At 59.3% G+C, this 25,951-nt stretch carries 25 protein-coding genes; 14 read left to right on the forward strand and 11 right to left on the reverse strand.

Annotation, left to right across the window (positions count from 1 at the left end):
- Positions 1-1,182 (reverse strand): vWA domain-containing protein, encoded by a 1,182-nt coding sequence (locus K3180_RS05660; RefSeq protein ID WP_221538889.1) that lies wholly within the window; start codon positions 1,180-1,182, stop codon positions 1-3.
- A 142-nt stretch (positions 1,183-1,324) separates the two neighbouring features.
- Between K3180_RS05660 and K3180_RS05665 the strand changes: the two genes are divergently transcribed.
- Together K3180_RS05665 and K3180_RS05670 are read left to right on the forward strand one after the other, a co-directional pair.
- Positions 1,325-2,725, forward strand: a complete 1,401-nt coding sequence (locus K3180_RS05665) for a methyl-accepting chemotaxis protein (RefSeq protein WP_221538891.1) — start codon at positions 1,325-1,327, stop codon at positions 2,723-2,725.
- A 93-nt stretch (positions 2,726-2,818) separates the two neighbouring features.
- Positions 2,819-4,102, forward strand: a complete 1,284-nt coding sequence (locus K3180_RS05670; protein WP_221538893.1) for a Y-family DNA polymerase — start codon at positions 2,819-2,821, stop codon at positions 4,100-4,102.
- A 6-nt stretch (positions 4,103-4,108) separates the two neighbouring features.
- Here the strand turns inward: K3180_RS05670 and K3180_RS05675 are convergent, their stop codons facing one another.
- The gene (locus K3180_RS05675; protein ID WP_221538896.1) at positions 4,109-4,963 is read right to left on the reverse strand and encodes an AAA family ATPase; all 855 of its coding nucleotides are present in this window, start codon (positions 4,961-4,963) and stop codon (positions 4,109-4,111) included.
- Between the two features lie 97 nt (positions 4,964-5,060).
- Here K3180_RS05675 and K3180_RS05680 point away from each other — a divergent pair, with 97 nt between their 5' ends.
- Positions 5,061-6,281, forward strand: coding sequence for a bifunctional alpha/beta hydrolase/OsmC family protein (locus K3180_RS05680; protein WP_221538897.1), 1,221 nt, complete (start codon positions 5,061-5,063; stop codon positions 6,279-6,281).
- 46 nt (positions 6,282-6,327) lie between these two features.
- Here the strand turns inward: K3180_RS05680 and parE are convergent, their stop codons facing one another.
- Positions 6,328-8,316, reverse strand: coding sequence for a DNA topoisomerase IV subunit B (parE, locus tag K3180_RS05685; protein ID WP_221538899.1), 1,989 nt, complete (start codon positions 8,314-8,316; stop codon positions 6,328-6,330).
- A 61-nt stretch (positions 8,317-8,377) separates the two neighbouring features.
- Positions 8,378-9,523, reverse strand: a complete 1,146-nt coding sequence (locus tag K3180_RS05690; RefSeq protein WP_221538901.1) for a penicillin-binding protein activator — start codon at positions 9,521-9,523, stop codon at positions 8,378-8,380.
- 38 nt (positions 9,524-9,561) lie between these two features.
- Here K3180_RS05690 and rsmI point away from each other — a divergent pair, with 38 nt between their 5' ends.
- The 4 genes from rsmI to K3180_RS05710 are packed head-to-tail and all read left to right on the forward strand — an operon-like array spanning position 9,562 to position 12,399.
- Positions 9,562-10,416, forward strand: coding sequence for a 16S rRNA (cytidine(1402)-2'-O)-methyltransferase (gene rsmI, locus K3180_RS05695; protein WP_345719429.1), 855 nt, complete (start codon positions 9,562-9,564; stop codon positions 10,414-10,416).
- On the forward strand, positions 10,413-10,763 hold the full coding sequence (locus tag K3180_RS05700) for a YraN family protein (protein WP_221538906.1): 351 nt from the start codon (positions 10,413-10,415) through the stop codon (positions 10,761-10,763). The genes rsmI and K3180_RS05700 overlap by 4 nt, the downstream gene beginning before the upstream one ends.
- 34 nt (positions 10,764-10,797) lie before the next feature.
- Positions 10,798-11,766 carry a glutathione synthase gene (gene gshB, locus K3180_RS05705; protein ID WP_221538908.1) on the forward strand — a complete coding sequence of 323 codons (969 nt, stop codon included), beginning with the start codon at positions 10,798-10,800 and terminating at the stop codon, positions 11,764-11,766.
- Positions 11,767-11,790: 24 nt separating this feature from the next.
- Positions 11,791-12,399, forward strand: coding sequence for a VTT domain-containing protein (locus tag K3180_RS05710; protein ID WP_221538909.1), 609 nt, complete (start codon positions 11,791-11,793; stop codon positions 12,397-12,399).
- Here the strand turns inward: K3180_RS05710 and K3180_RS05715 are convergent.
- Positions 12,396-13,292 (reverse strand): tyrosine recombinase XerC, encoded by an 897-nt coding sequence (locus K3180_RS05715; protein ID WP_221538911.1) that lies wholly within the window; start codon positions 13,290-13,292, stop codon positions 12,396-12,398. The two genes, K3180_RS05710 and K3180_RS05715, sit on opposite strands and share 4 nt — an antisense overlap.
- Positions 13,289-14,443, reverse strand: a complete 1,155-nt coding sequence (gene hemW / locus K3180_RS05720) for a radical SAM family heme chaperone HemW (protein ID WP_221538914.1) — start codon at positions 14,441-14,443, stop codon at positions 13,289-13,291. Before hemW ends, K3180_RS05715 begins: the two co-directional genes overlap by 4 nt.
- A 180-nt stretch (positions 14,444-14,623) precedes the next feature.
- Between hemW and K3180_RS05725 the strand changes: the two genes are divergently transcribed.
- The gene (locus K3180_RS05725; RefSeq protein ID WP_247710342.1) at positions 14,624-15,067 is read left to right on the forward strand and encodes a CAP domain-containing protein; all 444 of its coding nucleotides are present in this window, start codon (positions 14,624-14,626) and stop codon (positions 15,065-15,067) included.
- Here the strand turns inward: K3180_RS05725 and rdgB are convergent.
- The gene (rdgB, locus tag K3180_RS05730) at positions 15,061-15,690 is read right to left on the reverse strand and encodes an RdgB/HAM1 family non-canonical purine NTP pyrophosphatase (RefSeq protein ID WP_221538918.1); all 630 of its coding nucleotides are present in this window, start codon (positions 15,688-15,690) and stop codon (positions 15,061-15,063) included. The genes K3180_RS05725 and rdgB overlap by 7 nt on opposite strands.
- On the reverse strand, positions 15,687-16,403 hold the full coding sequence (gene rph, locus K3180_RS05735; RefSeq protein WP_221538920.1) for a ribonuclease PH: 717 nt from the start codon (positions 16,401-16,403) through the stop codon (positions 15,687-15,689). Before rph ends, rdgB begins: the two co-directional genes overlap by 4 nt.
- An 84-nt stretch (positions 16,404-16,487) precedes the next feature.
- On the opposite strand from rph, the gene hrcA reads away from it, so the two are divergent.
- From hrcA to K3180_RS05755, 4 genes are all read left to right on the forward strand, one after another.
- On the forward strand, positions 16,488-17,531 hold the full coding sequence (gene hrcA, locus K3180_RS05740; RefSeq protein WP_221538922.1) for a heat-inducible transcriptional repressor HrcA: 1,044 nt from the start codon (positions 16,488-16,490) through the stop codon (positions 17,529-17,531).
- 12 nt (positions 17,532-17,543) lie between these two features.
- Positions 17,544-18,155 carry a nucleotide exchange factor GrpE gene (gene grpE / locus K3180_RS05745; protein WP_221538924.1) on the forward strand — a complete coding sequence of 204 codons (612 nt, stop codon included), beginning with the start codon at positions 17,544-17,546 and terminating at the stop codon, positions 18,153-18,155.
- A 25-nt stretch (positions 18,156-18,180) separates the two neighbouring features.
- Positions 18,181-19,932, forward strand: a complete 1,752-nt coding sequence (locus K3180_RS05750) for a DUF885 domain-containing protein (RefSeq protein ID WP_221538926.1) — start codon at positions 18,181-18,183, stop codon at positions 19,930-19,932.
- A gap of 62 nt (positions 19,933-19,994) precedes the next feature.
- Entirely contained in the window at positions 19,995-20,285 is a 291-nt protein-coding gene (locus K3180_RS05755; protein ID WP_221538928.1) for a glycine zipper domain-containing protein, read from the forward strand.
- Between the two features lie 56 nt (positions 20,286-20,341).
- Here the strand turns inward: K3180_RS05755 and K3180_RS05760 are convergent, their stop codons facing one another.
- The 3 genes from K3180_RS05760 to K3180_RS05770 all read right to left on the reverse strand — a co-directional run bounded on the left by K3180_RS05760 (position 20,342) and on the right by K3180_RS05770 (position 22,640).
- Positions 20,342-21,556 carry an indoleamine 2,3-dioxygenase gene (locus K3180_RS05760; protein ID WP_247710343.1) on the reverse strand — a complete coding sequence of 405 codons (1,215 nt, stop codon included), beginning with the start codon at positions 21,554-21,556 and terminating at the stop codon, positions 20,342-20,344.
- Between the two features lie 62 nt (positions 21,557-21,618).
- The gene (locus tag K3180_RS05765; RefSeq protein ID WP_247710344.1) at positions 21,619-22,053 is read right to left on the reverse strand and encodes a vgr related protein; all 435 of its coding nucleotides are present in this window, start codon (positions 22,051-22,053) and stop codon (positions 21,619-21,621) included.
- 101 nt (positions 22,054-22,154) lie between these two features.
- Complete coding sequence (locus K3180_RS05770; RefSeq protein ID WP_221538930.1) at positions 22,155-22,640, reverse strand: copper chaperone PCu(A)C; 486 nt, start codon at positions 22,638-22,640, stop codon at positions 22,155-22,157.
- Between the two features lie 176 nt (positions 22,641-22,816).
- Here K3180_RS05770 and dnaK point away from each other — a divergent pair, with 176 nt between their 5' ends.
- Positions 22,817-24,748 carry a molecular chaperone DnaK gene (gene dnaK, locus K3180_RS05775; protein ID WP_221538932.1) on the forward strand — a complete coding sequence of 644 codons (1,932 nt, stop codon included), beginning with the start codon at positions 22,817-22,819 and terminating at the stop codon, positions 24,746-24,748.
- 75 nt (positions 24,749-24,823) lie between these two features.
- Complete coding sequence (dnaJ, locus tag K3180_RS05780; protein ID WP_221538934.1) at positions 24,824-25,948, forward strand: molecular chaperone DnaJ; 1,125 nt, start codon at positions 24,824-24,826, stop codon at positions 25,946-25,948.
- Positions 25,949-25,951 lie beyond the last annotated feature (3 nt).

Raw genomic sequence — 25,951 nt, forward strand, 5'->3', positions numbered from 1 at the left:
TCAGCCTTGTTTTCGGCTGAGTTCGCGCATCGCATCGTCCAATCCGTCTAGTGTGAGGGGATACATCCGATCGTTGACGAGGTGCTTCATCACCTTGGTCGATTGCGAATAACCCCACTGTTTTTCCGGCACGGGATTGAGCCATACAGTTGCCGGATAGGTGTTTGTCACCCGCTGCATCCAGGCGGCGCCGGCTTCTTCGTTCATGTGTTCGACGCTGCCACCGGGATGGGTAATCTCGTAGGGGCTCATCGCGGCATCGCCGACGAAGACGACCTTGTAGTCGTGTCCGTACTTGTGGAGTATATCCCAGGTCTTGGTACGTTCTTGCCACCTGCGTCGGTTGTCCTTCCAGACGCCTTCGTAAAGGCAATTGTGGAAGTAGAAGAATTCGAGGTTCTTGAACTCGCTCGTAGCGGCGCTGAAAAGCTCCTCGGTAATCTTGACGAAAGGATCCATCGATCCTCCGACATCGAGGAAAAGCAGGAGCTTCACCGCATTATGCCGTTCTGGCCGCATGCGGATGTCGAGCCATCCCTGCTTGGCCGTGCCCTCGATCGTCGCATCGAGATCCAACTCGTCCGCCGCACCTTCGCGGGCGAAGCGGCGTAGGCGGCGCAGCGCCATCTTGATATTGCGCGTGCCCAGTTCCTTGGTGTTGTCGAGGTTTTTGAACTCTCGCTTGTCCCACACTTTGATCGCGCGCTTGTGCTTGCTTTCGCCCCCGATACGCACACCCTCGGGGTTATAGCCCGAATTGCCGAAGGGTGAGGTGCCTCCGGTGCCGATCCACTTATTGCCGCCCTGGTGACGCTCGTGTTGTTCTTCCAGCCGCTTCTTAAGCGTCTCCATGATTTCGTCCCAGTCTCCCAGGCTCTTGATCTTTTCCATCTCCTCTTCGGAAAGGAATTTCTCGGCGACTGCCTTCAGCCAGTCTTCCGGAATATCCACCGGATTCTGGCCGTAATCGGTCATGATTCCCTTGAAGACCTTGGAGAAAACCTGGTCGAACCGGTCGAGAAGGCCTTCATCCTTCACGAACGTCGCGCGGCTCAGATAATAGAAGCTTTCCGGGGATTGCCCGATCACTTCCCTGTCGAGCGCCTCGAGCAGGGTAAGGTGCTCCTTGAAACTCGCGGGAATGCCTGCTGCGCGCAGCTCGTCGACGAAATTGAAGAACATCGTTCTTTCCTAACCCGCACATCGCCGACGCGCCAGCCCCCGCCAGCCACCAATTCTTCGAATGTGCAGTTAGACTTAACGCTCCCCTAACCATTCGCCCCTAGAGTGCAGGGCGAACATTCCAAAACAGGGGTCACGACAGATGGAAGTGAGCGCAATCGATGCACGGGGAGCATCGGCCCTCGACCGCATTCCGGAAGCCTGCGGCAAGGTCACAGTCGGGTGCTCCGATGTCGCCGGTATCGTCCAGGCGGTTCTCGACAGTTCGGGTGTCCTGCGGGCAGAGCACATCGAGCTTCAGGGAACGGTCAAGGAGCTCGAAGCCGATCAGCGCAAGGTTTCCGAGGCCAGCGACGAGGCGCGACTGCTTTCGGCGCGGGCGATCGAGCGGCTCAACATGGGCACCAGTCAGATCCAGTCCTCGCTTCAGCAAATTACCAATCTGCTCGATCTCGTGGAAACGCTTGCCACCCATGTCACCGGTTTCGCTGCTGCGATGGATCAGGTGAAGCGATGCTCGCAGGATATCGAGCAGATCGCGGAGACGACCAACATCCTCGCGCTCAACGCCACTATCGAGGCTATGCGTGCGGGTGATGCGGGGCGTACCTTTGCGGTAGTTGCCAATGAGGTGAAGACCCTCGCCGGCGAGACACGCAAGGCGACCGACGAGATCAGCGACGTCATCGAAACGCTGGGAAGCGAAGCGGCAACCGTCATCGAAAGGATCGAAGCGGGTGCCAAGGCATCCAATGAAGCGAAGACTTCGGTTGCCAGCATCGACGCAACTATTTCTGGCGTTAGCCAGTTGGTCGAGGAAGTCGACCAGCAGAACGACCAGATTACTCGCGCCACCGGTATGATGACCGAACACGTCGACCGGGTATCCAGTGTGATCGATAGCTTCGACCGGGCTGCCAATGAAAACGAGCACCGGCTTGAAACCGCGCACGAGCGGATCGAGGAGCTCGAACTGACCGCCAGCGAAATGTTCGACCAGATCGTGAAGGCCGGCCTATCTCCGCAGGACAGTCAGATGGTTGAAAAAGCGCAGCACTTCGCTGCCGAAGTCATCGCGACCGCGGAAAAAGCCATTAACAGCGGCTCGCTGAGCATGGACCAGTTGTTCGACGACAACTACCGGCTCCTCGAAGGCACCAACCCGAAGCAGTATCGCACGGCGCTGAGCGATTGGGCCGATGCCCACTGGCGCCCGATCAACGACCGGGTCGTAGGCGAGGGTGGTCCGATCATGATGTGTTCGCAGGCCGACATGAAAGGCTTCCTGCCCACGCACATCACCGACCGGTGTCGCAAGCCGACCGGCGATCTGACACATGATACCACCTACTGCCGCAACGGGCGGATCATGCTCTACGCGATCGACAAGAAAGCGAAGCAGCAGAACGATGCCTATATGATGGCCGTCTATCGCCAGGAAGGCGACGGGAAGAATTATGTCGTCGTTCGCAACGTCTATGTGCCAATCGTAATCAACGGTCGCCGCTGGGGTGATTTCGAACTGGCGTATAGCTTCCGTTGATCAGAGCGGTGCTTTTCGAAATGAGCTGACAGCGCAACTTGTTCTCAATATGTTCTCATCGCGAGCGATTCGCGAAGGAGGACGATTGCGACAATGTTTGCCCGTACCGGGCCGCACGAATTGCGGTACCTGTTCATCGACTTCAATGCCTATTTTGCGAGTGTCGAACAGCATGACGAGCCTGCGTTGCGCGGCAGACCAGTCATCGTCACGCCGCTGAAGTCCGAGTATAGCGGTGCAATTGCGGCCAGTTACGAAGCCAAGGCATTGGGTATTTCCCGCGGCACTTCGGTGGCCGAGGCACGCCGTCTCTGTCCAGACATAGCCGTGCGTCCGGCACGCCATGATCGCTATGTCGCGATCCACAAAGAGCTGATGGTGGAAATCGAACGGCACATCCCGGTCGAACAAGTTTGCTCGATCGACGAATGCTTGTGCGAGCTGGACCGGACCGAGACGACGAGACTTGCTGCAGAGGCAAAGGCACGGGATATCAAGCGCGGGATCGCGCGCAATATCGGTCCGATGCTGAAGGCTTCCATCGGCCTGTCGACAAGCCCGCTCCTTGCCAAGCTCGCCAGCGAACTGGTCAAGCCGGATGGGCTGACACTGATCGACAATTCCATGCTGCCCGACGCGCTGGTGGATTTACCGCTGCGTGCCATTCCCGGTATCGGGGAAGGCGTCGAGACACGTCTCGCCCGAGCGGGAGTGAACGATTTCACGGGTCTGTGGAAGCTTCAGCCAAAACAGGCGCGCGCGCTATGGGGTTCGGTCGAAGGAGAGCGCTTTTATTACGGCCTGCATGGATACGACATTCGACGCGAGACGCCTGCCGCAAAACGGATGATCGGTCATAGTCGCGTCCTTTCGGGCGAATACCGACGGTCCGACGGTGCGCGGATCGTCGCCCGCGCGCTGATCCTCAAGGCGGCGAGCAGGTTGCGATATTACGACCTCCACGCAGGCGCCATGCATTTCACCGCCAAGCTCGCAAGCGGGATCGCGCTTGGCCATGAGGCTGTTTTCCGTCCAACGCAGAATAGCTGGCGTTTTCTGCGCGAACTTGACGCATTCTGGCCGCAAATAATGGATGTTGTGCGCAGTAGCGATGGCGCGAACGCGGAGCTCAAGCTGGTATCATGCTATCTTCACGATTTACGCGCGGAACCGCCGCCGCTCGACCTGTTTGTCTCGCGCGAAGAAGATGCCCGCGATGCCCGCCAGGCTGCGCTATGGTGCTGCATCGACGACCTCAACCGCCGCTATCGCAAACAAGCCGTGGTCCTGAGTTCACAATATGGACTCGATCTCAACTATCTCGGCGTGAAAATTGCCTTCAGCCGCGTGCCTGAGGCGGCGGAGTTTGAATGTTGATCGGCCTCAGGTCTGACGCCGGGCCATGAAGGCAAGCCGCTCGAACATCATCACGTCCTGCTCGTTCTTCAGCAATGCACCATGGAGTGGCGGGATGGCGCTGTTCGGATTGCTGTCCTGCAAGACTTCCAGCGGCATGTCCTCGTTCAGCAGTAGCTTGAGCCAGTCGAGTAGTTCACTGGTCGAAGGCTTTTTCTTGAGGCCGGGTACGTCGCGAAGTTCGTAGAAGATTTCCATCGCCTTGCTGACGAGGTTCTTCTGGATACCGGGGAAGTGGACCTCGATGATGTCACGCATCGTCTCGCGGTCTGGGAATTTGATGTAGTGGAAGAAACAGCGGCGCAGGAAAGCGTCGGGCAGCTCTTTCTCGTTGTTCGAGGTGATGACCACGATAGGCCGTTCTTTCGCCTCGATCCGCGTATGCGTCTCGTAGACATCGAAACTCATGCGGTCGAGCTCCTGCAGGAGGTCGTTAGGAAACTCGATGTCGGCCTTGTCGATCTCGTCGATCAATAGGACTGGCAGCTCGGGTGAAGTAAAGGCCTCCCACAGCTTGCCTTTCTTGATGTAATTCGAAATGTCGTGAACACGCTCGTCACCAAGCTGGCCGTCGCGCAAGCGAGCTACCGCGTCATATTCATAGAGGCCTTGCTGCGCCTTTGTCGTCGATTTGACGTTCCATTCGATCAGCGGAGCATCTAACGCTTTCGAAATTTCATGAGCCAGTACGGTCTTGCCCGTCCCCGGCTCCCCTTTGACCAATAGCGGACGACGAAGCGTAACGGCTGCATTGACGGCGACTTTCAGGTCTTCGGTGGCGATATAGGACTGCGTACCTTCGAAGCGGGTCGTTTCGGACATCGGTTTTCCCTTGCAACTTTACGGATGCGTTAGGGCGCTGGCACTTCAAGGGCAAGGGGGCGTTGTAGTGACAAGGCCAAGGAACGACGGAGGGATCATGCCGACGGAAAATATCACGATTACCACGGATGCGGGACACGACCTGACCGGTTCGCTTGAGCTTCCTACCGGACTGGTGCGAGGGGCTGCCCTTTTCGCCCATTGCTTCACCTGCACGAAGAACAGCAAAGCGGCAGTTGCCGTGGCAAGAGAGCTGGCTGGCCAGGGCATCGCCTGCTTGCGCTTCGACTTCACGGGGCTTGGAGGGAGTGGCGGCGATTTCGGAAGAGCGGGCTTTGCCGTCGACGTGTCAGATCTGGTGGCAGCCGCCCAGGAACTGATCGACAGATTCCCTCAGCCAATCCTGCTTGTGGGACACAGCCTCGGCGGTGCGGCAGTCCTTGCTGCTGCGGACGAACTCGGCTTCGACAAGGTCGCGGCGATTGCAACCATTGGGGCACCATCGGATGTGCCTCATGTCCTATCGAATATCGATGGTGATCTCGAAAGGATACGCGACAAGGGTGAGGGCGTGGTGAAAATTGGCGGCCGCGAATTTACTTTGGGCCGCGAGTTTATTGAAAAGGTCGAAAATACGGACCTGCTGGCCGAAGTCGGTCGCTTACGGAAGCCGCTCCTGTTTCTCCATTCCCCGACAGACGACATCGTCGGTATCGAACACGCTAGTGCACTGTTCCAGGCGGCCCGGCATCCGAAGAGCTTCATCAGCCTGGAAGGCGCAGACCATCTCCTCTTGAAAGAGCAAGACGCGAAATTCGCCGCGAGCGTCATCGCTGGCTGGGCCGGGCGCTATCTACCGCTTCGCGAGGACTGGCCGATGCCTGACAAAGGCGTGGTGACCTGTATGGGTCATGGCAAATTCGGCACGGAAATCCACACGACCAGCCACCGGTTCATCGCCGACGAGCCGAAATCCTACGGTGGCGACGATACCGGCCCCACGCCATACGATCTGTTGCTAGGCGCCTTGGGCGCGTGCACCTCGATGACCCTGGGGATGTACGCCGAGCGCAAGAAATGGCCGCTCGAGGGCGTTAAAATCAATCTGGTTCACTCGAGCAATCATGCCAAGGATTGCGAAGAATGCTTGGCGGAAGAAGAGGGAATGCCGCATCAGCTCATTACCCGTGAAATCGTTCTTAGCGGGAATGATCTCTCCGAGGAGCAGCGGACACGTTTACTCGAAATTGCCGACAAATGCCCGGTTCACAAGACCCTGGAAGGTAGGATTTACGTAAAGACGCGGCTTGCCGAATAACTAATTATTTCGGGCATACCCATACGGCCCTTCCGGATCACGGGTGTCAGGCATCAATCATTTCTCGGTCGAACTCGCCTGCATTGTTCTGGATGAAATTGAAACGGTGTTCGGGATTGCGGCCCATGAGTTGATCGACCAGTTCCTTAACCACTGCACGTTGCTCGAATTCGGCAGGCAGCGTGATGCGGATCAGGCTGCGCGTATCCGGGTCCATCGTGGTCTCGCGTAGTTGTTGAGGATTCATCTCGCCAAGACCCTTGAAGCGGCCGACGTCTACCTTCTTTCCCTTGAATACGGTTTCTTCGAGCTCCTTGCGATGTGCATCGTCACGCGCATAGCGGCTCTCCTTGCCTGATGTGAGACGGTAGAGCGGAGGCTGTGCGAGGTAGAGATGTCCGCCGCGTACCACTTCGGCCATTTCCTGAAAGAAATACGTCATAAGCAGCGTGGCGATATGCGCGCCGTCGACATCGGCGTCGGTCATGATGATGATGCGGTCGTAACGCAGGTTCTCCGGGTCGCAATCCTTGCGTGTGCCGCAGCCCATGGCGAGCGTCAGGTCGGCTATTTCACTATTGGCGCGGATCTTGTCGGCAGTGGCGCTGGCGACGTTGAGAATTTTGCCGCGGATAGGCAGGATCGCCTGTGTTTTGCGGTTGCGAGCCTGTTTGGCGCTGCCGCCTGCACTGTCGCCTTCGACAATGAACAGTTCGGTTTCTCCGTCGCCTTCGCCGGAGCAATCGGTAAGCTTTCCGGGCAGACGCAGTTTTTTGGCATTGGTTGCGGTCTTGCGCTTGATCTCGCGTTCCTGCTTGCGGCGCAGGCGCTCGTCCATCCGCTCCATAACCTGGCCCAGCAGAGCCTTGCCTCGGTCCATGTTGTCGGAAAGGAAGTGATCGAAATGATCGCGCACTGCGTTCTCTACCAGTCGAGCTGCCTCGGGTGATGTGAGGCGGTCTTTGGTCTGGCTCTGGAACTGCGGATCGCGGATGAAGACGCTGAGCATGACCTCGGCACCGACCATGATATCGTCAGCCGTGAGGTCCTTTGCCTTCTTCGTGCCGGTCAGTTCGCCGAACGCACGCAGCCCCTTGGTAAGGGCCGCACGGACACCTTGCTCGTGCGTACCGCCGTCGGGCGTGGGCACCGTGTTGCAGTACCAACTCGTCGAACCGTCAGAATAGAGTGGCCATGCAATCGCCCATTCGACGCGGCCCTGTTCCATGCCGTCCTGCTCGGGAAAGTCCTGCGATCCGGCGAATGGCTGGGCAGTGACGCATTCTCGTCCGCCGATCTGCTCGGCGAGGTGATCGGCCAGGCCACCTGGAAACTTGAAAATTGCCTCTGCAGGGACTTCTTCCGAAGCCAGACTTTCGGTGCATTTCCAGCGGATTTCCACGCCCGCGAACAGATAGGCCTTAGAGCGGGCGAGCTTGAATAGCCGTTTGGCGCTGAACTTGCGGTCACCGAAGATTTCGCTGTCGGGAACAAAAGTTACCGTTGTCCCGCGCCGATTTGGGGTAGGGCCAAGTTCTTGGATATCGCCCTTGGGCGCGCCCTTGGAGAATTCCTGCGCATACAGCGTCTTGTCGCGCGCTACCTCGACCCGTGTGTAGTCCGACAGAGCGTTGACCACGCTGACGCCCACGCCGTGGAGACCGCCGCTGGTAGCATAGGCCTTGCCCGAGAACTTGCCGCCCGAATGGAGCGTGGTGAGGATGACTTCCAGCGTCGACTTGCCCGGATACTTCGGATGCTCTGCCACCGGCATCCCGCGCCCGTTATCAGAGATGGTGATGCGGTTGCCTTCCTCGACCCGGACCTCGATCCGGCTGGCATGGCCGGCGACCGCCTCGTCCATCGAATTGTCGAGCACTTCGGCGACGAGATGGTGCAAAGCCCGGTCGTCAGTCCCGCCGATATACATGCCGGGGCGTCGGCGCACAGGCTCAAGGCCTTCGAGGACCTCGATGGAAGAAGCATCATAGTCGCCGGAAGATGTCGGCGTATTTTCGAACAGGTCGTCGGACATTGCCGCAGGCTATATCGCTCGCAGTGCTCGCCGCAAGCTGGACGGTAAGGTTATCCGCCTGTCAGAAGCCCTTGGGGGCAGCCGAGACAACCTCTACGTCGCCATTGGTTACCCGGCGTACTTCCATCGAGCGCTGAATCACGCCGTTCCGTTGAAAGCGAAAGGGGCCATCGATACCGTCGAATCCCCCCGACTGGAACAGAACATCGGTAGGAAATGGACGGCCGAAGCGCCATTCGCGTGCTGCCCGAAGCGTCAGCAGGACAGCGTCGTAACCAAGCGTCGCAACGCGATAAGGCTGTCCGCCGAACCGTTCCTGATAGCTACGCACAAAGCCGGCGTAGCGAGCATCGCTGACAGCGGAGAAGAGCGCGCCGCGCAGTGCGGAAGACCGTAGTAACGCACTGTCGCCGCTCCAACGTTCGGTCCCCAAAATCCGGAGGCCAGCAGACTTCACGGCTTCCGCACCCCGGATCGAATTGGCACCTCCGTCAGCGATCAGGATCGTGTCGAAGCCGCCGCGCTGCTTCAACCGGCCCGCGGCACTGACGACCGAAGTATTGCTGCGGGTATAGTTTTCGCTCGCGACGAGGTTCCCGCCGTATTCGGAAAGAGCCGAACGCAGCGCTGCGTCGGCGCGCACTCCATAATCACCGTCGGGCGCGAGTATGGCGAAACTGTCGGCTCCATTGTCGCGTGCATATTCCACACTGCGCGCAATCGATTGTTCGGGAATATGACCCATCACGAATACGCCAGGGCCGGCCACAGTCGCATCGTTGGAAAAGCTGATAATCGGCACGTTGGCTGGAGCGGCCTCGGCGCGGACCGAAACGACGTTGCTGCCCAGCAAGGGGCCTATTATCAGCTTGCTGCCGTCGGCAATCGCCTGCCTAGCCGCTGCCTGCGGACCTTCGGCAGTGTCATAGGTGGTAATGCGCAAGTTGCTCGCTTCAGTGTCGAGGATCGCCATGGTCGTTGCGTTGGCGATCGATTGTCCCACTTCGCCGTTCTGGCCGGAAAGGGGCACCAGCAGTGCAACTCGGTGCAGGTTCTCGTCCTGGGGAAGGGTGGTCGCGCTCGGCTCCGGTGTGGGGGTGCCCACGGTAGGGGCATCGCCGCCTTTCGGAATTATCGAACAGCCTGAAAGCAGGACTGCGCCTGCCGCCATCATTACGTTACGCCGGGTGACAAATGCGCGCTTCATTCTTGCCGCGTCCCTCTAAGGTAGTTCATGGGGAGAGAGTGAGCGATGCCGCCCAGCCTCTACAGGACCGCCTTACACCCGGTCTTTACCTTGTTGCCACCCCTATCGGCAATCTGGGCGATATCACCATGCGAGCCGTGGACATTCTGTCACGCTGCGACGCGGTTGCTTGCGAGGACACGCGGGTCACCGGCAAGCTTTTGAAGCATCTGGGTATTTCCAAACCGCTTTGGCGGTACGACGATCACAGCGAGCATCGCGACCGATCCCGCCTTGTCGAATCCGTCCGTACGCGCGCGGTCGCGCTGGTGAGCGACGCGGGGACACCGATGATCTCCGATCCAGGATACCGGTTGGTGAACGATTGCCGTGCGGAAGGCATTCCTATCACGAGCCTGCCCGGTGCATGCGCTGCGATCGTAGGGCTGACGCTTTCCGGCTTGCCGAACGACCGATTTCTCTTCGCCGGTTTCCTGCCGGTCAAGGACAAGGCCCGGCGCGAAACACTCGAGGAACTGTCTGCCACCAATGCGACACTGGTTTTTTACGAAACAGGGCCACGCCTGCTCAAATCGCTGAAGGTACTGGGCGAGGTCCTGCCCGAGCGGGAAATCGCAGTTGCGCGCGAACTCACCAAGTTGCACGAGGAGTGCCGCCGTGGACTGTCCGACGGATTGATCGCCTATTACGATGCTAATCCTCCGAAAGGAGAAATCGTGCTTCTCGTCGGACCGCCGCAAGATCATGCTCCCAGTGATGCGGATGCGGACCATATGCTCCGTGAAGCCATGCAGACGATGAAGGCAAGTCAGGCCGCCGGACAGGTCGCGAAGGCGACCGGTCTGGATCGCAAGGCGCTCTATGCTCGCGCGATGGAGTTGAAGTCCGAATGAACCGTCAGCAGGCCGAGCGCAGCGGTCGCGATGGCGAGACGCGTGCGGCGCTCTGGCTGCGGGCGAAGGGGTGGCAGATTCTCGACCGGCGCATCAAGACGCCGGCAGGAGAGATCGATCTCGTGGCGAAACGCGGCAGGCTGATCGCTTTCGTCGAGGTGAAATGGCTTAAGAAGCGCGAGGAACTAGACTACGCGATTGACCAGACGCGCTTGACCCGCGTTGCCGCAGCGACCGAGGCCGTGGCGCATCGATATGCACAGGAGGGGGAGGATATCCGTGTCGATGTAATCCTGCTTGCACCTGGTGCCTTCCCTCGCCACATCGCCAACGCCTGGCAGCCCTGATCCTGCGGCGGGCTCAGTATAACCGGAGTTTGAGATGACCCTACGTGTCGCCGTACAGATGGACCCGCTCGAAAGCATCAAGATCGCGGGAGACAGCAGCTTCGCTTTGATGCTCGCAGCGCAGGAGCGCGGGCATGAGGTCTGGCATTACGATGTCGCAAGTCTCGCCTGGCAAAGCGACGGTACGCCCGCGGGCCAAATCACAGCGCATGCCGCACCGGTCAAGGTTCAGCGGGTCGAAGGCGCTCACTTCACTGCCGGGGAACGCCGCCGTATCGATCTTGCAAGGGATATCGACGTCGTGTTGATGCGGCAGGATCCCCCGTTCCATCTTGGCTATATCAGTGCCGCTTTTCTGCTCGATCGGTTGAAGGGCACTACTCTGGTCGTAAATGATCCGCGCGAAGTGGTGAACGCGCCCGAGAAGATGTTCGTGCTCGATTATGCCAGGTTCATGCCACCGACCATGATCGCGCGGCATCTTGACGACCTCAAGACCTTCCAGCGTGAGCACGGTTCGGTGGTTGTAAAGCCGCTCCACGGCAATGGCGGCAAGGCGATTTTCCGCCTTGATGAGAGCGGTACAAACCTGTCGGCACTCAGCGAGGTATTCGACCTTACCTGGCCAGAGCCGCATATGTTGCAGCCATTTCTCCCGGAAGTGGCGGAAGGCGACAAGCGTATAGTCCTCGTCGATGGTGAATTTGCCGGGGCAATCAACCGCTTTCCCGGAGAAGGTGAGTTTCGTTCGAATCTGGCGCAAGGCGGTCATGCGGAGGCTGCGACATTGACCCCGCGTGAAGAGGAAATTTGTGCTGCAATGGGGCCCGAACTGAAGAAGCGCGGTCTGGTATTTGTCGGGATCGACGTGATTGGCGGGAAGTGGTTGACGGAAATCAACGTTACCTCGCCAACCGGAATCGTTGCAATCGACAGATTCAACGGTACCGACACGGCCAGCCTTATCTGGGAAGCGATCGAGCGCAGATACGCGGACCAATAACTCCGATCGGCCGTTAGACGCACTGTGAACGATTTCATCCTAAGTGCTATCGCCAGCGGCGGATATTTCGGCATCTTCATCCTGATGGCGCTGGAGAATATCTTTCCGCCCATGCCGTCGGAAATTATCATGGGCTATGGCGGTGTGCTGGTTGCACGCGAGCAGATGTCCTTCATGCCGCTTCTGATGATCGGCACGCTGGGCACGGTGGCGGGAAACTATTTCTGGTATTGGCTCGGTTATCGCTGGGATGAAGATCACCTCAAGAATTTCATCGAAAAGCGCGGGCGCTGGCTGACCTTCGAATGGGAAGAATTCGAAAAGGCGCGCCACATGTTCCGTCGCCACGGTGACTGGATCGTCTTCCTGCTGCGCTTCTCGCCGTTCCTTCGCACCATTATCTCTTTGCCTGCCGGGCTTGCCAGGATGAAGCTCTGGCGCTTCCTCCTCTTCACCTTCCTCGGATCGCTGATCTGGAATGGAGCGCTGATCCTTGGCGGCAGTGCTCTGTCCGGCCTGATCGACCGGTACGATGTCTATGCGAGCTGGGCGGTCGGCGGTTTCATTGCCATGGGTGTAGCCTGGTATGTGTACCGGGTGGCCACGTGGAAACCGGCGAGCAGAAAGTCCTAGTCCGTCTCTCGCGGGTGGGCGCTGCGGTAGGTATCCAGCAAGCTCGCCGCATCGACCTTCGTATAGATCTGGGTCGACCCGAGACTGGCATGGCCGAGCAGCTCCTGCAGGCTGCGTAGATCGGTCCCGGCGCCTAGCAAATGCGTTGCGAAACTATGTCTCAGCGCGTGAGGAGTGGCGGTATCGGGAAGGCCAAGCACACGCCGCGCACGGGCGGTGACTTTCTGCACCACGCCTTGTGAGAGCGGCCCGCCCTTGATGCCGCGAAAGAGCGGATCTTCGCCGGAAAGAGACCACGGGCATTGGCGCACATAGGCATCGACCGCCTCACGGATCAGTGGGACGAGCGGGACCATCCGCTGCTTGTTGCCCTTGCCGGTAACCGTGAGCGTTTCACCCAGCGGCAAGTCGCTGCCCTTGAGCGAAAGCGCCTCCGAAATGCGCATACCTGCGCCATAAAGCATCAACAGCACTGCCCGGTCGCGTGCGCCGACCCAGCCTTCGGCGGCGAGCGCTTCTACCGTTTCGGCCAGTCCGATCGCGTCGTCGGGGGTAACCGGGCGAGGCAAACCTTTTTTAAGGCGCGGTCCCCTGATGCGAGGGGATTCGGTCACCTCGTATCCCGCCTGCGCACGGGCAAAGCCGATGAAAGCTTTGAGCGCCGAGAGTTCGCGCGCGGCGGAGGCGTTGGACAGTCCGTCGACCCGCCGTGCAGCCAAGTGGGCGCGCAGTTTGGCAGTCGAAAGGCTGGCGATTTGTTCGAACCCGGTTATTTCGAGACTGGTCAGTAAGCGCTCGGCGGCCTTGTGATAGGCGCGCACGGTATGTGGTGACCGCCGCAGGCCGAGCGCAAGATGGTCATGCCACGCGCCAAGAACATCCTGCCTGCTCAACTGCTCACGAGCTCCTCGGGTACGAGTTCACCGAGAAGCCCATCTAGCAGCGGCATACCCGCTTCGGACACACCCAGCCGACCGTCCATGGTCCATATCAGTCCGAGATTTCGATAAAGAGCCAGCTTCTTTTCATCGATCAGGCCACCGCGGGAAATGCCGAAGCGGGATTCCAATTCGGCGAGGTCGATGCCATCGGCGAGGCGCAGGCCCATGAGTATGGCTTCCGAGGCCTGTTCGCGATTATCCAGAATTCTGTGCTCGGCGATACCGTCACCTTGCCTATCGATGGAGGCGAGGAAATTCTCGGGTTTCTTGTGGCGTGTCGTTCCAATACCGCCGCGCCGCCCATGCGCGCCCGGACCGATGCCGTGGTAGTCGCGGTATCGCCAGTAGGTGAGATTGTGACGGCTTTCCTCGCCCGGCTTCGCGTGGTTGCTGATTTCGTAAGCCGGGAGGCCAGCCTCGTCGGTCATGGCGCGGGTAAGGGCGAAGAGGTCGGCCGCCGGATCATCCTCCAACGGATTGAAACGCCCCAGTCTAACATCCGTGGCGAAGCGCGTCGTAGGCTCGATGGTCAATTGGTACAGTGACATATGCGACGTTCCCAGCGCCAGCGCCTCCGAGAGTTCCTGCCGCCATTCGTCCGGCGTCTGATCGGGCCGGGCATAGATCAGGTCGATCGAAACGCGGCTGAACAGTTTCTGCGCTGTTTCGAGCGCATCAAGCGCTTCATTCGCACCATGGAGCCTCCCCAGAAAGCGCAACACGTCGTCACGCAGGCTCTGTACACCAAGCGAGACACGGTTGATCCCCGCGCTAGCAAGATCGGCAAAGTTCGCGGCTTCCACCGATGAGGGATTTCCTTCGAGTGTAATCTCGATGTTCTCCGCAAAGCCCCACAGTTTTTCAGCTTCTCGCAGGAGAGACGCCACGAGGGCAGGCGGCATGAGCGAAGGTGTTCCTCCACCGAAAAAGATACTTAGAAGCGACTCTTCATTTTCTACCGAAGCAAACTCGGCGCGCATATCGGCCAGCAATGCAGCTTCCCATACGGCCATGTCGGTGCGTCCGCGAACGTGGCTGTTGAAGTCGCAATAGGGACATTTCGCCAAGCAGAATGGCCAGTGGATGTAGAGAGAACGGGCCAATTCTTGGCTTCACCTCAAATTAAGCAGGAATACGGTTATAGCATTGCCATGGACGGGTCTAAAATTCTGATTGCGGCAAGCGCCGCATTCGCTGCGCTATGTGCCACGGGCATCACGGTTGCCGCAAGCGCTAGCAACAGCGGCAATGGGTACCGAACCGGAACAGCTTACGACAATCGCATGGATGATAGGCTCGCCTTGCGCATGCTCGACGCGCATAATCGTGAGCGGCAGCGCCTCGGCTTGCCCAAGCTGAAATGGAACCGCGCGCTGGAGCGCGAGGCACAGCAATGGGGCCGCGAACTCGCCAGACGTGGACGGCTAGAACATGCCGACCGCCGCACGCGCAACAGCACGGGCGAGAATCTATGGATGGGTAGTCAGGGCCAATGGGACGTGCTTGTCGGGCTCGAAATGATGATCGATGAAAAGAGGCATTACAGGCACGGTAATTTTCCCGAAATTTCCTCGACGGGAAAGTGGGCCGACGTAGCGCATTATACCCAGATAGTCTGGCGCGACACCAAGGAAGTTGGCTGTTCGGTAGTCAACGACCGGGGCTGGGACGTGCTGGTGTGTCGCTACTGGCCCGCCGGCAATGTTTGGGGTCAGAAGGCTTACTGACCGAACTGTTCGTTTACGAGTTTGGCGAAGGCATCGGCGCGATGGCTGATCGCGTGTTTTTCTTCCGGTGCGATCTCTGCGAAAGTTTGCTCGCGTCCCTTGGGAACGAAAACCGGATCGTAGCCGAACCCCATTTCCCCGCGGGGCGGCCACGTCAACTTTCCGGGTGCCGTACCTTCATAGACGGCGTGCTCGCCATCGGGCCAGGCGATTGCAAGTACACAGTGGAACGCGCAGGAGCGATCGGCATCGGGGCCTTTCCGCTGGAGCATTCCCTCGACCTTGCCCATGGCCATGTACCAGTCGCGGCCCGGATTGCCCTCGAACCACTGCCGTTCCGCCCAGTCTGCGGTATAGACGCCGGGGCGTCCGTCCAGTGCATCGACCGAAAGACCGCTGTCGTCGGCAAGGGAAGGGAGGCCCGAGGCCTCGGCTGCTGCGCGCGCCTTTAGCAGAGCGTTCTGGACGAAAGTCGTCCCCGTTTCCGCCGGTTCGGGCAGGCCCAGAGAGCCTGCGGAGATGCACTTCACCCCATGCGGGGCGAGCAGCGCGGAAATCTCCTTGAGCTTGCCCGCATTATGCGTGGCGATCACCAGGCTGCCCGAACCGATGCGGCGTGTCATTTGCGCGTAGCCTCGTCCTGCGCCTTGAAGATTTCGGCACAGCCCATCTGGGCCAAACGGAGGAGCCGCAGGAAGGCTTCTTCGTCATAGGGCGCGCCCTCTGCGGTTGCCTGTGCTTCAGCGATCTTGCCGCCTTCGATTAGTACGAAATTGGCATCGGCATCTGCCGAGCTGTCTTCGGGATAATCGAGGTCGAGCACAGGTGTTCCCTTGTAGATTCCGCAGGATACCGCGGCAACCTTGGCAGTAATCGGATCCTCGACGATGTCGCCCGACTTCATCAGCGCATTCACGGCGAGGCGCAGGGCGATCCATGCGCCGGAGATCGAGGCTGTGCGTGTGCCGCCATCGGCCTGGATGACGTCGCAATCGAGTGTAATCTGACGTTCGCCAAGTTTCCTGTGGTCGACTACAGCACGCAAGCTACGACCAATAAGGCGCTGTATTTCCTGAGTTCTTCCACTCTGTTTTCCCTTGGCTGCCTCACGTTGGCCGCGAGTATGGGTTGCGCGTGGCAGCATTGAATATTCGCCGGTGACCCAGCCTTCGCCTTTGCCGCGAAGCCACGGCGGTATGCGTTCTTCGACGCTGGCGGTGCACAGCACCTTGGTATCGCCGAAACCGATCAGGCAGCTGCCCTCGGCATGTTTGGTGTAACCGGTCTCGATGGTAATGGCGCGCATTTCATCGGGCGCACGTCCTGAAGGTCGCATAAAATCTCCAATGCAGTCGAATCTCTCGGGCAGGCTTTGGCCGAAGCCCCTTGAGGCCGCAAGGGGAGCGGCTAGATAGGAACAATGAACTCGCCGCCTCTACCTGACATGTCCGACCGTGCTCGCGAGATATTTCGCCTCGTGGTCGAGGGATATCTCGAGAGCGGCTCGCCGGTCGGTTCGAAAGCTCTTTCGGGCGAGGGAGGTGTGAACCTCTCACCCGCGTCGATCCGGTCCGTTCTGGCGGAATTGGAACAGCGCGGGCTTCTTGCCGCTCCGCACACCAGCGCAGGCCGTATGCCGACGGACAGCGGACTTCGTCTCTTTGTCGATGCGATGATGCAGGTGGCCGAACCGACCGCGGAGGAACGCGCCGCCATCGAACAACGCATCGCACAGCCGGGTCCTATCGAACGTGCGTTGGAGCAGACCAGTGCCTTGCTTTCCGACCTTTCGGGTGCGGCGGGCATGGTCATGGTGCCGAGACGAGAGCCGCGCCTTGCGCAGGTCTCGCTTACCCCGCTCGATGCCGGCCGGATTCTCGCCGTGCTGGTTGGTGAGGACGGGCATGTTGAAAATCGTGTCTTGCCTATGCCGGTCGAAGCGCTCGGCACCTCGCTCGAACAGGCGAGTAATTTCCTTACAGCCCAGACTGCGGGCCGGACGTTGGCAGAGGCGGCACAGCTGATAGAACGCGAAATCGCCAGCGGTCGCAGTGCATTGGACGAAGCCAGTCGCGACCTGGTGGAGCGCGGTCTCGCCGTGTGGACCGAAGATGCCTCGAACCGTCCGGTCCTGATCGTGCGGGGGCAGGCTAACCTGCTCGACGAAAGTGCGCTGTCCGATATCGAAAGGGTCCGTTCGTTGCTGGACGACCTCGAAAACAAGCAGTCGGTTGCCTCGTTGCTGGAAAATGCGCGTGAAGCGGAAGCCATGCGAATTTTCATCGGTAGCGAGAATCGCTTGTTTTCGCTTTCGGGCTCGTCCGTCATCGCCGCGCCCTATCGCGACCGGGAGGGAAAAGTGGTCGGGGTACTCGGTGTCATCGGTCCAACTCGGTTGAATTACGCGCGTGTCGTCCCCATGGTGGATTTCACGGCCCGATCCTTGGGCAAGAGAATTGGCTGACAGGGTTTTCAAGTGAACAACGAGAACACGAACGAACCGCAGGAAAAGGCGGTCGACGATGAAGTGGCGCGCGAAATGGAAGGCGTGCCGGAACACCTGCGCGAAGGCGCGGACGAAGACAAAAGCGAAGGTGAAGACGCGGAGGAAGCGCTGGAAGATGCGCTCGCCAGCCTTCGCGGAGATCTTGAAGCAGCGAAGCAGGACGTACTTTATGCTCGCGCAGAGACACAGAATGTGCGTCGCCGCATGGAGAAGGATATTCAGGACGCCCGCAATTATGCTGCCACCGGTTTCGCGCGCGATGTGCTGAGTGTGGCAGACAACCTTGCGCGCGCACTCGATGCGATCCCGGACGAACAGCGGGAAGACGAGAAGCTCAAGGGTTTTATCGCGGGTATCGAGGCAACCCAACGCGAACTGGAGAAGGTTTTTTCGCAGAACGGCATTACGCGCATAGCCGCCAAGGGTATGCCGCTCGATCCGAACCAGCATCAGGCAATGATGGAAGTGCCAACCGACGAGGTCGAACCCGGCACGATCGTTCAGGAGATGCAGGCCGGCTACATGATCAAGGATCGTCTGCTGCGCCCGGCAATGGTCGGCGTAGCAAAGAAGCCGGACTGATCAGAACACTTTCGGGAGAGAATCGATGAGGACTGCCATTTTCGGAGCGGCGGTCCTCGCCGTCTCCGCTTTCGCTAGCCCGCTTGCAGCTCAGGACACAGCCGACGAGCGGCTCATGGCACTGGCCGACGAATATCATGACTTCCAGTTGGCGGAATATGGACTGACGGAACGGGACGACGGAGGCACCGAACAGGGCGACCGGCTATGGTCGGTGACTCCCGAAGCGCATCGCGCACGCGCGGCGCAATTCGCCCGCTACCTGGAACGTCTCGAAAACATCAATTCCTCGGACTTGTCGCCGGAAGCCCGCACCAATGCGATGGTCCTTCGCACACTTCTCGAAAGCGACATCGGCGATGCGCGCTTTGCCGAATGGGAAATGCCCTTCGACAGCGACAGCAACTTCTGGTCCTATCTCGCTGCGAGAAGTGCTTTCAATACAGTCGAGGATTATGAGAATTACATCGGGCGCATGCGCGATTTGCCGCGCTATTTCGATGAACAGATCGCCAATGCCGGTGCAGGGCTGGAACGAGGTTTCAGTGTTCCGCGCGTAACGCTCGAAGGTCGGGATGCTTCGATCGAGGCATATGTCGTCGATTCCCCCGAAGAGAGCCCGTTTTGGACGCCCTTCGAGAGCTTGCCCCAACGGTTCTCGGCCGAGGATCGCGCGCGGCTGGTGGCAGAAGGTCGCGCTGCGATCGAGGAAAGCGTCACGCCTGCCTATCGCGAGTTGCTGACGTTCTTCCGGGAGATCTATTTGCCCAACGCCCGCACCACATTGGGTGCTCGCGAGTTTCCAGATGGCGCGGCCTATTACGCGCAGCAGATACGGCAATATACCACGCTCGACCTGACCGCAGAGGAAATCCACCGTATCGGTCTGGGAGAGGTCGCTCGAATCACTTCGGAAATGGAGCAGGCAAAGGCGGATGCCAGTTTCGAAGGCACGCTGGCGGAGTTCATCTCTTTCCTGCGCACCGACGAACAATTCGTGGCCGATACGCCCGATGAGCTGATGGGCGTCGCCGCTTACACTGCCAAGCGTGTCGACGACAAACTGGATGAGTACTTCGGTTTCCTTCCGCGTTACCGTCATGGACTACGTCCGGTCGATCCCGCGATCGCACCTTTTTACACTGCAGGGCGGGGAGGGCTCGAATATTGCCAGATCAACACGCATGACCTGCCGTCGCGACCGGTGTACAACATCCCGGCGTTGACCATGCACGAATGCGCGCCGGGACATTCCTTCCAGGCTGCGATTGCGCTCGAGCGTGAGGATGCACCGCGCTTTCGCCGTCAGACCTATTTCTCAGGTTTCGGCGAGGGGTGGGGCCTGTACACGGAATATCTCGGCAATGAGATGGGCATCTATCGCGACCCCTATGAACGGTTCGGACAGCTGTCCTATGAAATGTGGCGCGCGGCACGGCTCGTGATCGACACCGGCATCCACCACTATGGCTGGACCCGTGAGCAGGCGGTCGAATATCTTTCCAGTCATACGGCGCTTTCGGATCGCGAAGTCGGGACCGAGATCGACCGCTATATAAGCTGGCCGGGACAGGCTCTGGCTTACAAGCTGGGCGAGATGACCATTCGGCGTGTGCGCCAGAAAGCGGAGAACGCGCTTGGGGAAGACTTCGACATCCGCAAGTTCCACGATGTCGTTCTATCGCTGGGCTCGGTCCCCCTGCCTGCGCTCGAAGCTCGCATCGACGCCTTTATCGCTGATGGTGGGCAAGGTTTGCCGGGGGTAAGCTACGACTGATCGGGAACGGTCTGGCCAACACTCCGTAGTTTGACCAACAGGGAAATTGACGGAGAAATGCCATGAGAAGCAAGATACTAATCGTGCCGACGCTCGCACTTTCGACACTCGGCCTTGGCGCTTGTGCGCAGAACTATGGCGTTGAAGGTGCGGTTGCCGGGGCAGCTGCCGGTGCGGGTCTGGCTGCAATCACCGATGGTGATATTGAGACCTATGCGCTTGCCGGTGCGGCAATCGGTGGAGTTGTCGGCTACGCTACGGACAAGAACGATCGGTGCGATGGCTACTATGGCAATGGTCGCTATGTGGACGACGATTGCCGTTATGATGACCGTTACGCACGTTATTGGTAGAACTGGTCAAGCTTTGAACAGGGCCGCTCCCAACGGAGCGGCCCCTTTTTGATTGATCAGACTACCTGAGCGCGGTTTTCGTCCCGATGCTTTTTGAGGTATTTCATGAAGGGCGTACCGCCCGTACCTACATCGGGGTCGTTACCCGCGATTGAGCCGGCCTGCTTGTTGATATAGCTCGCCGCATATTCGAGATGCCGTGTGCGGAAACGCGCCGACTGTTCAAGACAGGCGTTGAAGGCATCCTTCAGTTCCTGATTATCGCTGCCACTGACGAAGTCCCGCAGTGTCGACTGCCTGGCGAGATCCTCGATGAAGCGACGGTGTTCGACGGGGCGATACTGGTGGAGTTCGTCGAGGAACTGGCGCAGGGGATCGTCGCTGTGATCGACCTGGAAAAGCGCATCCATCGCCGGAACGATCGAGCTTTGCGAACCCGTTTGCCCGCGGAAAGCCTGCGGCTTGCCTTCGTAACGGTCCATCCCCTCGTAGATAAGACCGCCGCCTTCCAACGCGGGATTGTTCGCCCAGCCGTGGATATAGGGGCGCACCCGGTGGAAATAGATGTATGGGTCGCACTGTTCGGGCATGCGGGAAAAGTGCGCGTAGATGCCTTCCCATGCTTGGTCCATTTCCCTGAGTAGGCGTGTGGCCTCGGCTGCGTTGCCATCCTTGGCAACCGAGACCAGTTTCGCCGCATTATCCAGCAGCACGCCAGCTTCGGCCTCGATTGCGACATGGACCAGCACAAACCAGTTCTCATCGGCCCCGCCGAAGAAGTTCTGGTACATTGCGATATTGTCGAGTGTGATCGGCCCCGATTTGTCGAGCCGGTACCAATTGTCGAGTACATAGCCCGAATAGGGAAGAAGTGGCGCCTGGCCTAGGCGATCGGCAATCTCGCACATGGGGCGGCCGAGATTCGCGGGCAAATGCTTCGGTGGTTCTGGTTCTCCCCAAACATAGGCCTGCACGAGGAAGGAATAATGCACCATCGCAGTGCGTACTTCTTCTTCCGGCGCAGTCTTGACCCATTCGCCGATTAGCGGATCGGGCAGCGCGTCGAGCCAGTGACGAACGCGGCCGGTGGTCAGTAGTGCGGAGAGTTTGCCCGCAGCGTCCAGGATGGGAGCGAATTGCTCCGGAAGGGTGATTTCGTCGATTTCGTAATGCGAAAGATAGCCGCGTTCGCGGCTCATACCGTAATCTTTAAGCTCCATGTGATGACTCATCGCCGGGCGCGGGTTGGGCCGCCCGATCAATGCGCGCATTCGTATCCATCCGTGGCGATCTTCTCAAGCATCGGCGTGGAAAAGTTCCGAACGCCGTAACGTCAGGCAGCTTTTTCCGAAAATCTTACCAGCAATTCATATGCTTCGGCCGATGGGGCACCTGCAATCTTCACGCCATTGCGCAACCAGAAGGCGTGCTTCACGATTTCCGCCTGTTGCTCGATCCCATATTGCTCGAGCCGCCATCCAGGTTTGAGGGAATAATCATAACGCGCCCACGGCATTCGGTGGGTAACCAGGTACCAGTTACCTCTTGTCTGGGTTTGCCAGACATGGACCAGTTCGTGGATCAGCAGGCCTTGCCGGATCAGCCCTTCACGAGAGAAATCATCGCAATAATATTCAGATCGGGGGTGGAAATGCAGGTGCCCGCGCGGAGCCATGGTGACGCGGCGAGGTTGAAACGGAAACCACTTTCGTCGCCTTATGGTGACCCGGTCATAGTCGATGGCGTCACCGAAAACTGTCCGGGCCAAAGCAATTTCGCCTTTTGTCAGGCTGCGTTCCCCGCCCGCCGCGCATTGCGGCGGGAGAGGGTCATCGTGGCTTTCGACGCCAAGTTTGTCGCGCAGGTCGTTCAGCGATCGTCCCCGGCGGACCGTACAGTCGCCTCGAACGTGTGGCGCCTGTTTCCCGCGGCGATGAGAGTGACTTCGGTCGTAGCGCCTTCTGCGATATTCTCGGCAAGCTCGAAGACCATGATGTGCTTTCCGCCTGGTTCGAAGCTCACGGTACCGCCGCTTTCCACCAGGATCGGAGGCGCCTCTCCCATCACCATCTTTCCATCTTCCATGATCGTATCGTGTATTTCGGCGCGACCGGCATCGGCGACCTCGGCGTTGCGGAAAGCCAGGTTACGGTCGCCATTGTTGGCGAGGTCGAAATAGATAGCAGCAGGGTTGCCGGCAACGGGCGGAAGCACAAGCCGCGCATTCGTTATCTCGACCCCGGCTATCGCATTTTCATCGACAATTGCGGCGGGCTCCTCCGTCTCGTTGCCGCAGGATGCCAGCCCGAGAGATGTTCCGGCAAGGAGCAGGGCGGCGTAGATCGATTTGGTCATTGTATATCCCTCCTGTGAATTGGTCGAAAATCTAGCGGGACCCATCTCTTGTGCCAAGGAAAAGCGAACCTATATCGCCCCTGTAATACACCGTTTTAATGAGCCGCCGACCGGTTTTGCCAGTTCTGGGAAACCAGCTGTGCGGCGTCCAACGATTTGAAACAGATGGGGAATCCATGAGCAAAGTTATCGGTATCGACCTCGGCACCACGAATAGCTGCGTTGCCGTGATGGACGGCGGCAAGCCCAAGGTCATCGAGAATTCCGAAGGCGCGCGTACGACGCCCTCGATTGTAGCCTTCACCAAGGATGGCGAACGCCTGATCGGTCAGCCGGCCAAACGCCAGGCTGTCACCAATCCCGACAACACACTTTTCGCCATCAAGCGCTTGATCGGTCGCCGGTTCGACGATCCGATGACCAAGAAGGATATGGATCTCGTTCCCTATGACATCGTCAAGGGCAAGAACGGCGATGCCTGGGTCGAAGCTGGCGGCGAAGATTATTCGCCCAGCCAGATTTCCGCCTTCATCCTCCAGAAGATGAAGGAAACAGCCGAAAGTTATCTCGGCGAAACCGTGACGCAGGCGGTCATTACCGTGCCCGCATACTTCAACGACGCACAGCGCCAGGCGACGAAAGACGCGGGCCAGATCGCCGGCCTCGAAGTGCTGCGCATCATCAACGAGCCGACTGCGGCCGCGCTGGCCTATGGCATGGACAAGGACGACGGTAAGACCATTGCGGTCTATGACCTTGGCGGCGGTACTTTCGACGTTTCGATCCTCGAAATCGGGGACGGCGTATTCGAAGTGAAGTCGACCAATGGCGACACTTTCCTCGGTGGCGAAGACTTCGACAGCGCTATCGTCGAATATCTCGCGGACGAGTTCAAGAAGAAGGAGAACATGGATCTCCGGACGGACAAGCTCGCCCTGCAGCGTTTGAAGGAAGCAGCCGAAAAGGCCAAGATCGAGCTGTCGAGCTCGGCCCAGACCGAAGTCAATCTTCCCTTCATCACTGCGCGCATGGAAGGCGGCAGCTCGACCCCGCTGCACCTCGTGGAAACGCTGACGCGTTCGAAGCTCGAACAGCTTGTCGGCGACCTTGTGAAGCGCACGCTCGAGCCCTGCAAAAAAGCACTGGCAGATGCCGGCATCGACAAGGGCGGCGTTGACGAAGTCATCCTCGTCGGCGGTATGACCCGCATGCCCAAGGTGCGCGAAGTCGTGGAAGAATTCTTCGGCAAGAAGCCGCACACCGGCGTGAATCCAGATGAAGTCGTGGCCATGGGTGCCGCCATCCAGGCCGGCGTGCTTCAGGGCGACGTCAAGGACGTGCTGCTGCTCGACGTGACCCCGCTTTCGCTGGGTATCGAAACGCTTGGCGGGATCATGACGAAGATGATCGATCGCAACACGACGATCCCGACCAAGAAGAGCCAGACCTACTCCACTGCAGAGGACAACCAGCAGGCGGTGACCATCCGCGTGTTCCAGGGTGAGCGCGAGATGGCCGGCGACAACAAATTGCTCGGTCAGTTCGATTTGGTCGGTATCCCGCCCGCACCCCGCGGCGTGCCGCAGATCGAGGTCACCTTCGACATCGACGCCAACGGCATCGTCAACGTCTCGGCCAAGGACAAAGGCACCGGCAAGGAACAGCAGATCCGCATCCAGGCTTCGGGCGGGCTGTCGGATAGCGACATCGAACAGATGGTTCAGGACGCCGAGAAATTTGCCGACGAGGACAAGAAGCGCCGCGAAAGCGCCGAGGCTCGCAACCAGGCCGACAGTCTCGTCCACGCGACCGAAAAGCAGCTCGAAGAGCATGGCGACAAGATCGACGCTTCGTTGAAGAGCGAAGTTGAAGAGAAGGTTGCGGCGCTCAAGACGGCGCTCGAAGGCGACGACGCGACCGATATCAACGCCAAGGCCCAGGATTTGTCGCAGAGTGCGATGAAGATGGGCCAATCGATCTACGAGCAGGAGCAGGCGAAAGCCGCTTCCGACGCGCCGGAGGGCGGAGACGCCGCTTCCGACAGCAAGTCTGACGAAGAAGTGGTCGACGCCGAATTCTCCGAAGTCGACGAAGACGCCAAGAACTGAGACGCCTGATGGAAACACTGCCGCCACCGGTGCCGATATGCGCCGGTGGCGGCTGAGTTTTGGGCGGGGAAAGTAATGTCAGCTACCGAAATCGATTTCTACGAATTACTTGGTGTCAGCCGCGATGCGGATGGCGCTGCGATCAAGAGCGCCTACCGCAAACTCGCGATGAAGCATCATCCGGACCGCAATCCCGGCTGCAGCGAGAGTGAAGCCAAGTTCAAGGCGATCAGCGTCGCCTATGATTGCCTGAAAGACCCGCAGAAACGCGCTGCCTATGATCGCTATGGTCACGCTGCTTTCCAGAACGGCGGCGGTCCCGGGGGTGCGCACGGCAATGCCGATTTCGGAGATATTGGCGATATCTTCGAGACGATCTTTGGATCTGCTTTCGGCGGTGGCGGGGGTCGCCCACGGCCGCGGCGCGGCGCGGACCTTCGCTATGACATGCAGATCGGCCTCGAAGAGGCTTTTCACGGCAAATCGACAGAGATCGAGATCGAAGTCAGCAAGTCCTGCGACACATGTCACGGGTCAGGCGCCCAGCCGGGAACGCACGCGCGCACTTGCAACCTTTGTGGCGGACAGGGGAATGTTCGCGCAAAGCAGGGTTTCTTCGTTGTCGAACGACCCTGTCCGAATTGTCACGGTGCAGGCGAAGTCATCACGAGTCCCTGCCGCGATTGCCGAGGTGAAGGGCGGGTCGATGTACCGCAAAAGCTCCAGGTGGATATTCCGCCGGGCGTCGACACCGGCACACGCATTCGCCTGTCTGGCAAGGGCGAGGCCGGGCCCCGGGGCGCGCCTTCAGGCGATCTGTACATTTTCGTCCATGTGACGCCGCACGAGATATTCCAACGTGAGGGGACCACACTCGCCACCCGCGTGCCGATCAGCTTCACCAAGGCCGCTTTGGGCGGCTCGATCGAGATACCCGGCATCGATGGCGAAGAACTGACCCTGGAGATTCCAGCAGGCATCCAGTCGGGCAAGCAATTGCGCCAGCGCGGTGCAGGCATGCCCGTCCTCCAGGGCCGCGGCCGCGGAGACTTGGTGGTGGAGATCGCAGTCGAAACCCCGACGCGGCTCAGCAAGGAACAGCGGAGTCTGCTCGAACAGTTCCGCGAACTGGAAACGGGCGACGAATGCCCGCAGAGCCAAGGGTTCTTCGACAAGATACGAAGCGCTTTCGGAAGCTGACCG

The sequence above is a fragment of the Qipengyuania huizhouensis genome (assembly GCF_019711635.1).
GTDB classification, from domain to species: domain Bacteria; phylum Pseudomonadota; class Alphaproteobacteria; order Sphingomonadales; family Sphingomonadaceae; genus Qipengyuania; species Qipengyuania huizhouensis.